Annotated in this window: 8 protein-coding genes; 1 reads left to right on the forward strand and 7 read right to left on the reverse strand. The window is 64.0% G+C overall.

The features are described 5' to 3' along the window. Positions 1-1,109: 1,109 nt before the first annotated feature. The 7 genes from CV023_RS11170 to CV023_RS11200 all read right to left on the reverse strand — a co-directional run bounded on the left by CV023_RS11170 (position 1,110) and on the right by CV023_RS11200 (position 11,014). The gene (locus tag CV023_RS11170) at positions 1,110-2,198 is read right to left on the reverse strand and encodes a peptidoglycan-binding protein (RefSeq protein WP_230745722.1); all 1,089 of its coding nucleotides are present in this window, start codon (positions 2,196-2,198) and stop codon (positions 1,110-1,112) included. 149 nt (positions 2,199-2,347) lie between these two features. After that, on the reverse strand, positions 2,348-2,665 hold the full coding sequence (gene trxA / locus CV023_RS11175) for a thioredoxin (RefSeq protein ID WP_230745724.1): 318 nt from the start codon (positions 2,663-2,665) through the stop codon (positions 2,348-2,350). A gap of 117 nt (positions 2,666-2,782) precedes the next feature. Further along, positions 2,783-3,775, reverse strand: coding sequence for a thioredoxin-disulfide reductase (trxB, locus tag CV023_RS11180; RefSeq protein ID WP_230745725.1), 993 nt, complete (start codon positions 3,773-3,775; stop codon positions 2,783-2,785). 195 nt (positions 3,776-3,970) lie between these two features. After that, positions 3,971-6,499, reverse strand: a complete 2,529-nt coding sequence (locus tag CV023_RS11185; RefSeq protein WP_230745726.1) for a virulence factor MviN — start codon at positions 6,497-6,499, stop codon at positions 3,971-3,973. A gap of 19 nt (positions 6,500-6,518) precedes the next feature. Continuing rightward, positions 6,519-8,138 carry a murein biosynthesis integral membrane protein MurJ gene (murJ, locus tag CV023_RS11190; RefSeq protein ID WP_230745727.1) on the reverse strand — a complete coding sequence of 540 codons (1,620 nt, stop codon included), beginning with the start codon at positions 8,136-8,138 and terminating at the stop codon, positions 6,519-6,521. 3 nt (positions 8,139-8,141) lie between these two features. After that, a complete protein-coding gene (locus CV023_RS11195) occupies positions 8,142-10,511 on the reverse strand; it encodes a DUF6049 family protein (protein ID WP_230745728.1) in 2,370 nt (789 codons plus the stop codon). Between the two features lie 14 nt (positions 10,512-10,525). Further along, positions 10,526-11,014, reverse strand: a complete 489-nt coding sequence (locus tag CV023_RS11200; RefSeq protein WP_230745729.1) for an NUDIX domain-containing protein — start codon at positions 11,012-11,014, stop codon at positions 10,526-10,528. A gap of 130 nt (positions 11,015-11,144) precedes the next feature. Between CV023_RS11200 and CV023_RS11205 the strand changes: the two genes are divergently transcribed. Continuing rightward, positions 11,145-12,668, forward strand: a complete 1,524-nt coding sequence (locus CV023_RS11205; protein WP_230745730.1) for a CCA tRNA nucleotidyltransferase — start codon at positions 11,145-11,147, stop codon at positions 12,666-12,668. Positions 12,669-12,720: the final 52 nt, after the last annotated feature.

The following is a 12,720-nucleotide window of genomic DNA, read 5'->3' on the forward strand; positions in this document are numbered from 1 at the left end:
GGGGGTGGGCACGTTCGAAGCGGGACGCGTTCCCCGTGTTTCACGTGAAACACGGGGAACGCATCGAGTTTCGGTGTGTTGGATGTTCTAGCGCTTGATGTGCATGTGTAGCTGTATGTCGATCTTGTTTCACGTGAAACGATCCTCGGCTCCGCTATCTTAAGCCGATACTCTTCCTGGACTGGGATCCAGGTTGTTCCTGTAGATACGGGAGGTTTGTGACGTCTGCATTTTCCCGTCCACAGACACTGTGATGGAGAGAGGATTCGACGTGGGGGCTCCGACGCGGAGGGATCCAGGGCCGGGACCTTCTAGTGCGGGGTGGCTCTAACGCGGTTGTCGGGAGGCGGGATGTAGTTTATCTCATTACGCAAGTCGAATTCTTTATGTTGGTGGTGCTGAACGATGGCGATCTCAAGTGCCATAGCGGGCCTGGTGCTGCACCGCCCGAGCCGCGGGCGCTCTACCGTCCCCTAATGATGCTTGCGACGGGCCCACGATAGTTTGGCGACGCATCAACCGCACCTCGATGATGGTCGGTGGTGCTACCGCCCTCGGTCAGGCGATCAGTGATTGCTGTCGGTAGACGATTGCTTGTATAGGGCTCAGTGACAAGGGCTAGTTCATGCTTCTTGCTTCTAGCGGCATGAGTAGTTTGGGACTGATGGCTGTTTCACGTGAAACAGCGGAGTGGGTAGGGTCTGGCTCTCGATCGATCCGTGGTGATTGTTCTATGTGTCCGCGACACTTGTGGCGACCGGGATTTGCTGTGGCAGAGGAATAGCGAGGGCGGCTGGCTGGGTTCGCGTTGAGGATCGGGAGCCCACCCAGCGGTGACGCCGGTGACATTGGCACAGCCATAGACGCAGGGTTAAGAATAGGCGAAAGAGCAAGCGTAATGATTCGGGGAAGAACAGGCTTAGACGCTGTAGCCCTCTGACTTTGAGGAGAAGGTTGCTAATCGATAGTGGGGCGGCTCGCCAGGTGTCTAATCAGGCAAGCACTGAGTCTGCCGTCCCGAGGCGTGCGGTGAGTTGTTCGGCAGGCGCTGTCAGCCGGTCAGAAGGAGTTGTTTCACGTGAAACGAGTCGCGAGAAACGGGAGGCGACTCAGTTGTAGGCTTTGATGGCTGCGAGGTTGAGCGTGCCCGTCTCCGGGTCCGCGTCCTCTTTTACGTAGAGGCGCTGAAGTGCCGCAGCGATACCATCCGCTATCACGTCTCTGACCTCGCCATTTTCGAGGTTGTCGCGATCCTTCTCGTTGGTGAGATAGCCAGTGACGACATGGATCTTTGGAGTGCGGAGTCGCTTCAATGAAGACCAAGTTCGTGCATGAGTTCGGCAGTCCAACATTCCGGTGCGGGCGACGACTTCGCTCTGCACGAGCTCTGCCAGTCGTTCACCAGTGGGCGAGTTCATCTCCGGTTGCCGTTCGTGGCCGAAGAAGAATGTCGCTACTCCGTTTGCGTCCTTTGACTTATTCACGTCGGCAGTGACCGTGATGACGGCGGAAGCACCCAGTTGATCGGCTTTGTTCACCTCGGCCGCGTCTCCCTGCAGCACCAGTGCTCCAGCTCCGACCGCTTCCAAGCGCCCGGCAAGGCGGGTTGCTATATCGCTGGTGATCTGTCGTTCCAGGTCTGCCTGCTCTTCGGTCATCGGCAGGGATTCGAAATCTACAACTGTAGTGGCGGCTTCGACGATGAACGTCCGTCCCGCCAGGGACGTGCCGGACGCGGCTACTCGAGCACTCTCTTCGAGTGCGAAGAGGTTTCCCGTGTCCTGATCGCGGTCGATCGCGCGCATTCCGCGCAGGGTCTGCGGGCCGGCGACGCCATCGACCTTGGTTCCCAGGCTCATCTGCAGCTCTTTGACTGCCTGTTCGGTGAGCGCAGCGTATTCGGCGTCGATGCGTCCTGGATAGAAGCCGAGTCCTGCGAGCTTCCTCTGGAGCTTGAGCACGTCGTCGCCTGTGAGCACCCTGACGGGGTCATAGCGGAGGACACGGTCGCCGATTTGATACCGAGCTCGTTCGAGCTCTGAAAAGGTCTCAGGGCCCATCACACCGTCGCAGAGTATGCCCCTAATCTGCTGGAACTGGCGAACACCGAGTTCGAAGGAGCGGTCGAATTCGGGCGAATCGGATCGGCCGACATTGAGCCCCAGTCGTGCCATCTGAGATTTGATGTTGGGTAACATCTCAGAGGTGTCCCCGCGCGTGAAGCGCGGCAGCGGGTTGTGGGTCAATGGTTTGCCAATCTTCTGTACTGCATGCCTAAGAACGTGCGCCTCGGTGCTGATACACCGAAGGCGCCTGTTGATAGTACAACAGGCGCCTTGGAAGTTGATCAGATGAACTCGGAGAGCTCTTCCTCAAGTGCCGGTTTTGGACGCGCTCCGATGATGGTCTTCGCCACCTCTCCGTCCTTGAAGACGTAGAGAGCTGGGATCGAGGTGATCCCGTAAGTGCTCGCGGTTTCGAGGTTCTCGTCGGTGTTGACCTTGACGACTGACAGCTTTTCGCTGTTCTCTTCGGCGATCTGGTCGACGATCGGGCTGACCATGCGGCAGGGGCCGCACCAGGGAGCCCAGAAGTCGACGAGCACTGGCTTATCGGACTTCAGAACGGTTTCTTCGAACGTGGCATCAGTGACTTCTGTCGACATGAGCTACCTTTCTTCAAACGATGGTCTTAAGCGAGAACAGCGGTGGTTCCGGTTTCATTCCCAGCGCACAGGGCGGCCCTTCGCACTGGGTTCAGATTCTGATACGAGTGATGTTTGTCAGGATCCGATCGGTGCCGCCACGACAGCCTCGCCGAGGCTGTCAGCGGACTGCTTCGCGGCGGCCTCGAGGTCGGCGAGGTAGTGCTCGGCATCGAGAGCGGCTGAGCAGCCTGAGCCGGCCGCGGTAATGGCCTGACGGTAGACCGAGTCGATGACGTCTCCCGCAGCGAACACTCCCTCGACGGCAGTCTTCGAAGAGCGTCCCTCGACATTGAGATACCCGTCTGGTCGCAGGGACAGCTGATCAGCGAACAGACTCGTACGCGGATCCGATCCGATCGCCACGAACAGACCGGTGACCGGCAGTTCGGAGGTCTCACCGGTGACGGTGCTGCGCACGGTGAGTCCGGTCAGGGCATCGTCTCCGTGGATCTCGGCGACCTCGCTGTCGAGGAGGAACTCGAGCTTCTCATCGGCATTCGCCCGATCCTGCATGGCCTGGGAGGCACGAAGCTCCTGGCGGCGGTGGATCAGAGTGACCTTGGAGGCAAAGCGGGTGAGGAAGGTGGCCTCCTCGAGAGCAGAATCGCCGCCGCCGACGACCGCGATGTGCTGATCGCGGAAGAAGAAGCCGTCGCAGGTCGCACACCAGCTGACTCCGTGTCCGGAGAGCTTCTTCTCATTGGGGAGGTTGAGCTCGCGGTAGGCAGAGCCGGTCGCAAGAATGACCGCCTTGGCCGTGTAGCGGGCACCGAGAGCGGTCTCGATCTCGTGAGCACCGGGATTGAGCTTGAGGGTCGAGACATCGTCATAGACGACCTCGGCGCCGAACTTCTCGGCCTGCTCGCGCATGCTTTCCATCAGTTCGGGGCCTTGGACTCCTGCGGGGAAACCCGGGTAGTTCTCGACATCGGTCGTGTTCATCAGCTCGCCGCCGGCGGTGACGGAGCCGGCGATGACGACAGGTGAGAGGTTCGCGCGGGCCGCATAGACGGCAGCGGTGTAGCCGGCCGGTCCCGACCCGATGATCACCAGTTGAGTATCAGTCATGTGAATGGATCCCTGTTTCTGCTCGCTGTTCTCGGTCCGTCACTGGGGACGGCGCGGAATGTCTATCGTATGTGTAACCGTACGGTGCTGGCGACTATTCCGCAGTCAAATGGGGCGCACAGCAAGCGGCATGCCCGCTCCGTTAGCGAGAGGCCGGCGCTGCCTCACGCCGATCGACGCTCGTTGAACTCGCCGCTATTTGAATTCGACGGTGTTGATGGTCGCCTTGTATCCGCCGGAGGCACTGGGCAGTTCCGTGATCCAGAGGATGAGCTTGTCGGTCTCGACGTCGTCATCGAGCTTCACGGTCGCGCCGCCGTCGGAGTCGAACGACCCTTCTCCGACCTTCTTCGCGTCCTGCGGGTCATCGCCTGAGAGGATTTCGAACTTTCCGCCCGAGCTCTCCGAACTGACCTTGACCTCCTTCACGGTCGTCTCGTCCTCGAGTTCGAAGAGGAGTCCGACTCCGGACTTGAGATTGCCGAACTCCGCCGAGTTGTACCGGTCGGTGTTCCATCCGCCCTTGGTGTCCGGAATGACGAGTTCTGCTTCGTCATCGTGTTCCTCGTCGTCCCCTTCGGGGTCGAGTGCCTCGACGGACGCGATCTTCGGAGGGGTCGCCTTCGGCTCTTCCTTTTCCTGGCCTGCGTCGTCGCCGGATTCGGTCGGCTCTGAGGTCTCGGCGACCGGACCCGAGTCGCCGCCGTCAGAGTTGAGGTTGATGGCGACGATGCCGATGACGATGGCTGCGAGCACGACGAGTCCGAGCACCAGCCAGAGGAACGGCTTTCGCGTAGCTGCGGGGTCGCGGTCCGAGTCGCCGTTCGAAGACCCGCCTGATCCGCTTCCTGCAGCGGATGCGGTGCTCGGGGCGGACGCTGTGGCGGCAGCTGCTCCGGAACCGGCATGGCCGCTGGCTCCTGACCTCGAGGCGCCTGCTGCGGCTCCTGCGGTTCCGGCGGCTGCTGCCGCGGCACCCGCACCAGCGGCTGCAACGCCTCTGCCGGCGCTTGCGGAGCGCTGATCGCCGGCGGCCCGGTTCGAGGTTGCGTCCCTCTCAGCGCGTGGGCGTTCGCTCTGCTGCTGACGCGGCACGCCTGCCGCTGTGCGATTCTTCGGCTGGTGGGAGTTCGACGTCTGACCGGTGCCGATACTCGAACCGGTGCCGGCACTCGAACCGGTGCCGGCATTCGAGTCTGCGACTTCGCCCGCGACGGAGTCGGGTGAGAGTCGGCGCATCTGTTTGGGCGGAGCGGCGGCGTTCGCCTCTTCCTGCCTGGCGGCCGAGCTCTCCTCGAGGGCGGCGAGACGGCGGCGAGCCTCCTCTTCCTTCGCCCGTGCGATGCGACGCTCGCGTTCGTACTCCCGCAGTTGATGCTCGCGCTGCTGTTCATTGGTTTCGAACATTCCGCCGAGGAACCAGGAGCCGTCATCTTCGTCATCCATGATGACTCGGGTGTCGTTGTCGTCCTCGTCATCCTCGGCGACGATGTCGATGGCCTGCGTGGTCGGGTCGGACTCCACATCGTCGCGATTCATGATCGGAGTCGTGACATTCTCGTCGTATTCGCGCTCGGCATAGGTCGAATACTGGGAGTAGGTCTGTTCGGGCTCCCACTCATCCCAATCCTGGGCGGCGTTGTCGAGCTGCTCCTTGGCGATGGGGAAGCTCGAGGCCTCACGCATCTGCATGCGATCCGCATAGCGTCCGGTGGTGTTGCCCGAGACCCCGGCGGCCAGGCCGCGGGTGCCGGGGCGGGTGATGCCGATCCGCACCAGCGCAGCCTGGACCTGGTCCTCACTGGCGGTGGTGCCGCCGATCGTCTTCGACCGTGGGGCGGGCAGGCTGGTGGCCTCATCGAAGCTGCGCGGCGACTGCTCGAACAGAGTGTCGTTCTCCGCCACCGGAGCTCGATTGACGTACCGCAGCAGGCCGGCATCCCACTCGTCGATGTAGCCGAGGATCTCGGCAACGGAACCGGGGCCGGGATCGGAGCCGGTGATGATTCCGCTGACGAAGTCATCGAGTTCATCGGAGATCTCGGGATTGAGCGACTTCGCTCGGGCGATGCGTGAGTTCTCCCGCTCGGCGGCCGGAATCCCATCGAGCGGCTCATCGGCGGGCCAGTAGCCCGTCAGAGCCGCATAGAAGAGCCGGATCAGGTCGAGGGCATCCTGGCGTGAGGCCTTCGTCGGTGTGTAGTCCTCGGGGCCGATCACCTCGGTGCCCAGGCCGAGAGCGGCGTCGATCCCGATGCCGGAGACGAGCACCCCGCCCTTCGAGGTCAGGCCGATGACTCCGGGATGGAGGAACATGTGGAACAGGCCTCGCCGGGCGGCGGTGACGAGCACCGACCCGATCTCGCCGATGAGCGCGCAGGCGGCATCGACGGGCAGCGGGGACTTGGGAAGGATCTGGCCCAAGGGGGTCGCAGCGATGCGCTTGGACACGATGTAGTCGAGTCCGTTCGAATGGCCGACGTCGAGTGTCGGTGCGATGCGCTGATCGCCGAGGATCGATACGCGGCGGGCGGCCTCGAGGACATCGGTGGATCCATCGGCATCGGCGACGTGGATGAGCACGGGCTCGTCGAGGATCGCATCGAGGCCCGTGCAGACGGCACCGACCCCGGGATTATCGAGGAGCCATCGGCGATCGACCGTTGATACGACGTAACGACCGGCGACGACCATGCCGGGTTCGATATCGATCAGGGTGACCACCTCCGCGGGGATTCAGGGCTCAGGCTGCTTTCCTTAGTTTTCCAGCAACGACGCCAATAATCGAATGCAACTCTCTGACTTTGAGCAAATAACAAGCCCCGATGAAGAATAGGAGCATCACGATGCCGACGAGTGCGGAGCTCAGGAACGCCTGCCAACGCCCGGCGAGCGAGAAGTCGGGGAAGAAGTAGAGCAGCCCGAAGCCGGCTCCCGCTGCGACGATCGCGGCGATGAGGAACTTGAGATGAGAGGTCAGGATCGTCCGCAGGTCGATCGAGCCGAGGCGTTTCGACAGGATCGAGAACGAGAGGATCATCGCGAACAGATACCCGAGGCTCATCACCAGGCCGATGATCGCCACCGTCACCGACTTCGGGAAGATCGAGGCAGAGAGCACCGCGAGGGACTGGAAGACGATCTGCGGCAGCTGGATGAGGAACGGGGTCTTCGCGTCCTCATAGGCGTAGAACACCCGCTGGGCCAGATAGTTTGCGCTGAATGGCACGAGCCCGAAGACCATGGTGACGATGACGAGTCCGATCGCCATGGCCTGCTCGCGCCCTGCTCCGGCGATGACCATGGCCACCGGAGAGGCGAGGACGATGAGCGCGGCGGTGGCGAAGGCATTGACCAAGCCGACCATCCGCACCCCCATCGAGAAGTCCTGCACGACCGCCTCGGTGTCCTGATTCGCTGCATCCCTGCTCAGCGAGGTGAACAGCGCCGTGGCCAGTGAGACCGCGATGAGCGAATGCGGAAGCATGAACACAAGGTAGGCGTTGGTGTAGGCCGCATTCGAGGCATTGCCGTCGCCGGGAATCGAAGCCCCCGAGGCGACACGCGAGATGACGAGGAAGCCGAGCTGACCGATGAGCATGGCCGCGAAGGTCCAGAACGCGACCTTGCCGGCCGTACCCAGCCCGACCCCACGGAAGCCGAAGGTCGGCTTGTACTTGAAGCCGATGCGCTTGAGCGGCCAGATCAGGATGAGTGCCTGGGCGGCCACACCGAGTGTGGCAGTGCCGGCGATGAGCGCGATCTTGTCCGGAGACCACGTCGCCAAGGTGTGCGGGGACGCCTCGTTGACGCCGAAGACGAGGATGAAGGCGGCGAGGCCGATGATCGCCACGACGTTGTTGAGCACGGGTGCCCACATGTAAGGACCGAACGAGGACTTCGCATTGAGCACCTGGCCGAGCAGTGTGTAGAGGCCGTAGAAGAACAGCTGCGGCAGACACCAGTAGGCGAAGGCCGTGGCCAGAGCCATCTGCTCGGGACTCCAGCCCGAGGAGTAGAGCCAGACGAGCAGCGGGGCGGCGAGAGTGGCGATGACGCTCACCCCGGCCAGGATGAGGAAGGACAGGGTGAGCAGCCGGTTCGTATAGTCCTCGCCCCCGTCCTTGCGCTTCGAGGCGCGCACGAGCTGCGGGACGAGCACGGCGTTGACCACACCGCCGGCCAGCAGCATGTACAGGGTGTTGGGCACCTTGTTCGCGACGTCGAAGGCGTCGGCCTGGACGGCGGTGACGCCGATCGCGGTCGCCAGCATCGAGGCCTTGACCAGGCCGAGGATCCTCGAGGTCAGAGTCCCGGCGGTCATGATCGCCGAGGATCTGGCCAGGGATGAGAAGCTGGACAAGCTCTACCTCTTTTCCGGTTCGTCGTTCTTCGCGCGTGCCATCGCATCGGCGAGCTGCTCTTTGGGGATCTTCGGGCGACCGCGCCTGATCGTCTTGACCAAGCCGATCATGAATACTGCGGCCAATGCCAGTCCGACCACGGCGGTGCCGATGTTCTCCCAGTCGGCGCGAACCCTGACCAGCAGCGATTCGTCCTTCGGCAGGACGGTCCCGTCGCCGGTGACCATTTCGATCCGCGTCGGCACATCGGCGTTCGCCAAGCCCTCCACGGGCACGTCCACACGCATCGTCTCCGCAGGTGGGACCGCAACGGTCTCGGTGGTCTGGGCGCGCAGCTGCGGGGTCTGCGGTTTCATCCGGATCTGCAGCTTCGCCTCGGCGGTGGAGTCGTTGACGATCGTGACCGGGATCGTCGTCTTCTCGCCGGTGACGAGGAGGACCGAGGATCCCTTCTCGAGGTAGAGGCTGTCCATCGCCTGCTGACTTCCGGTCTGGGCCTTGGAGGCACAGCGATTGGCGCTGCCGCCCAAGGTCCAGGCCACCGAGGTGCAGCTGAGCAGCTCGCGATCCATCCGCGTATCGGCACCCTCCGGGTCGGTGAAGACGCTGTTGAAGCGGGCCTGCGTGGCGCGGGTCCGGGCCAGCGACTGCAGGGCACCGGCACCGATGCCCTCGGCATCGTCGGCGGTCTGCAGGAGGCCGCGGGGTTCGGCATCGGTGCCGAGCAGCTCGTCGACCCCGGTCGGGTCGACCCACGGTGTGGAGGAGAGAGCGTCGATCGTCTCGGCCCAGTTCGCCGAGGCGGCCGTCCGCGGCAGCGGAAGCAGCAGGTGGCGCGTCCGGTAGGGGGCTTCGGATTGGATCGCGGCCGTTGTCGCGACGAGCTCCGAGACCCCGGCGGCGGGATGCTTGGAATCGATCACCTCGGCGCTCTGCTGGGTCAGTGCAGAATCGGAGACGAAGGTCTCGATCGTCGTCTCGCCGTCTTCGGTGGTCGGTGTCTGCGAATGCGCATCGTCACGGATTCCGGTGATCGAGGGCTGTTGGAGGTCATCGATGATCGCCGCCGCGTTGCCCGATTTCTGCAGCTCGTGCAGGGAGTTCCTGTCGGAGGTGCCGGCGAGCGGCCAGGCGATGTCCGTCTTCGCCTCCGGCAGGACGTCCTTGACGATCTCTCGCTGGTCCTGAGCGAAGTCGTCGAGCTTGTCCAGCCCACCCTCGTTGAGTCCGACGAGGTCGGGATCGCCGTAGGGCAGAGCGATGACCGTGTGTTTGCGCGCCTCTTCGAGGAAGTCCTGATACCAGTCGTCGAGGCGTTTGCGCTGGTCTTCCCTGGCCTTCTTCTCCTCGGCGCTCTCCTCACCCTCATCGCTGCCGTCGGCGTTCGCCTCCGGTCCCGGCGGTGGTGTCGCGGCCTCATCCGTTCCCTCCGGGGAGGGCTGTTCGCTGGGCGGCTGCTCCGCCTCGTCTTCGGGCGGCGGTTCAGCCACGGCGGCTTCGAAGGAGGCGATGACCCGCGGGTCGAGCGCGAGACCCAGCTCCTTGTGGTCGAGGAGATCCTTGATCGTGCTCAGCGACCCGCCTTCCCCGATCGCCTCGTCGAGATCGTCGGGGGTGATGATCCCGTCGGCGGTGTGGCCGGGCAGGGTCACCGGCGCAAGCATGCTGACCTTGGTCTTGTCGAACTTCGGGCTCGGGTACCAGGTGGAGAAGCCGACTCCCGTTGCGAGCAGGCCATTGGCGTCGGCGAGTTGCACGGCCAGTCCGCGCGGGCCCCAGGACGAGACCGGCGAGGATTTCGGCAGGCCGAGCTGATCGGCGGGCACGGAGATCGTGAATTCGTAGGAGGCGCCGGGGGCGATGGAGTCATCGAAGGTCGCATCCACCGAGGTGACCGGGTCCTTGTCATCATCGTCGGAGTCCTTCGCCGCCTTCGCTGCCGCCTTCCGGGCCTCGGGGCCGTTCTCGCCGAGATCGGCGATCATCCGATGCTGGGACTGATCGGTCTTCCATGCTTCGATCCGGTACTCCGCATCGAGATTGCGGGTGGACATGGCCAGACCGAGGTTGGGATCGGTGATCGCCTGGTCCGTGGAGTTGACGATCAGCCCCCGAACCTTGAGAGTGCCGTCCTCATCGACCCACGGAGTCACCTCGTCGAGGGTGATGGAGACTCCCGAGGAATCGCCGGAGCCATCGGCACCGTCGGCACCGCCCGTCGAATCCGCCGTGCCTGTGCCTGAGTTCGTGCCGTCGGTGTCGGCCTGAGCGGCTGCGCTCGCCGCTGCGGGAGCCGCGCCGAGGAGCGGAAATGCGAAAACCGACCCTGCCAGCAACAGGATCGAGCTCAGCAGGGCGGTCAGGAAACGCATACGGCTAATGGGTTTCACTGCTCCAATCGGGACACCATCGGACGGGCGGCGGCGACGATTCGACGTTCATTGGCGAACGAGAGCCTCGAACGCAGGTCATTGAAGGGAACCCATGCGGCATCGATCGCTTCCTGGTCAGGATCATTATCCACGGTCAGAGTCCCCGAGCGGGCACGCAGCAGGAAATGGTGGACGAGTTTGTGGATCCGGATCCCGGTCACGGTGAACCAGTAGTCGACGGTGCCCAGCGGGCAGATGATCTGGCCGAGGATCCCGGTCTCCTCCTCCACCTCACGGCGGGCCGCCTCGGCGGGGGTCTCCGTTCCCTCGAGATGACCCTTGGGAAGGCACCATTCGATCCGGCCCGCCCGGTTGATTCGGGCGATGACGGCCACGCTCAGCTCCGGGCGTGAGAAGTCGACGACGATGCCCCCGGCGGAGATCTCCTCCACCGTGGTGCGACGGGACGCTCTGGGTCCCGGTTTGGGCATCGGTGTGGTCATTCTCCTACCTTAGTAGGCGATTCTTGGAAGTTTCGTGTCACGGCCTCCCGGTAGGCTGGTCACACCCCGGTCCCTGGCCTCATTTTCGGGGTCGATGAATTGTGAGAAGAACGCGAGAAGAAGGAGCTCGGTGGATCCGCAGACCGCGCACGCCCGACTGCATGACAAGCTCGATGAGCTCGAGCACATCCTCGGCCCGCTCGGGCAGCGCTTCTCCGAGGCCGGGTTCGAGCTCGCGCTCGTCGGCGGCTCCGTCCGTGATGCGCTGCTCGGCCGACCGATGCCCGACCTCGACTTCACCACGGATGCCCGTCCCGATGACATCCTGAGCCTGATCTCCGGCTGGGTCGATACGCACTGGGATATCGGCCGCGAATTCGGCACGATCGGGGCGATGAAGTCCGGCGTGCAGATCGAGATCACGACCTACCGCGCCGAGGCCTACGAATCCTACTCTCGGAAGCCCGAGGTGCGCTTCGGCAGCGATCTCGACGCGGACCTCGTGCGCCGCGACTTCACGATCGGGGCGATGGCGATCCGCCTGCCCTCGAAGACCTTCGTCGACCCGCATCACGGATTCGACGACCTCATCGCCGGAGTGATCCGGACGCCCGGGGCCGCCGCCGACTCCTTCTCCGACGATCCCCTGCGGATGATGCGGGCCGCCCGCTTCACCGCCCAGCTCGGACTCGCCCCCGCCGCCGAGGTGGAGGAGGCGATGCGGAACATGGCCGAGCGGATCTCGATCATCTCCGCCGAGCGTGTGCAGGTCGAACTCGTCAAGCTGATGACCGGAATCGACCCGGCCGCGGGCATCGACCTGCTGGTGCGCACTGATGTCGCCGACCATGTCCTCCCCGAAGTTGCGGGACTGCGGCTCGAGACCGACGAACACCACCGGCACAAGGACGTCTATCAGCATTCGCTGACGGTCCTGCGCCAGGCCGTCGAACTCGAGGAGCGCTATGCCGCGCGGCAGGGGGAGGCCGGACTCGATCCGAAGGACCCGCAGCACCTGAGCGTGCCCGACTTCACCGTCCGCTTCGCCGCCCTCATGCATGACATCGGCAAACCGGCGACCCGCAGGTTCCAGCCGGGCGGTGCCGTGACCTTCTATCACCACGATGCTGTGGGGGCGAAGATGACGGCGAAGCGGATGAAGGCGCTGCGCTTCGACAAGGACACGACGAAGGCGGTCGGCCGCCTCGTCGAGCTTCACCTGCGCTTCTACGGCTACGGCGATGCCGGGTGGACCGACTCGGCCGTGCGCCGCTACGTCACCGACGCCGGGCCGCTGCTCTCCCGCCTGCACATCCTCACCCGCGCGGATGTGACCACGCGGAACAGGAAGAAGGCCGATCGGCTGGCCTTCGCCTACGACGATCTCGAGGCACGGATCGAGGCCCTGGCCGAGCAGGAGGAGCTGGCGGCGATCCGCCCCGACCTCGACGGGCGGCAGATCATGGCGATCCTCGACATCGCGCCCTCGCCCTTGGTGGGCAAGGCGTACAAGCACCTGCTCGAGCTGCGGATGGAGCACGGACCTCTGGGCCCGGAACGCGCCGAGGCGGAGCTGCGGGCCTGGTGGGCCGAGAACGGTCCCGCGGAGTCAGGGGCGCCGGCAGAAGGCGGGTCCGCGGGGACTGTGGACTAAGTCGATCTCGCGGGGACTGTGGACTGAGACACTCCCGCGGCGAACGAGGTCT

The organism is Brevibacterium sp. CCUG 69071, assembly GCF_021023135.1.
In the GTDB taxonomy this organism is placed as follows: domain Bacteria; phylum Actinomycetota; class Actinomycetes; order Actinomycetales; family Brevibacteriaceae; genus Brevibacterium.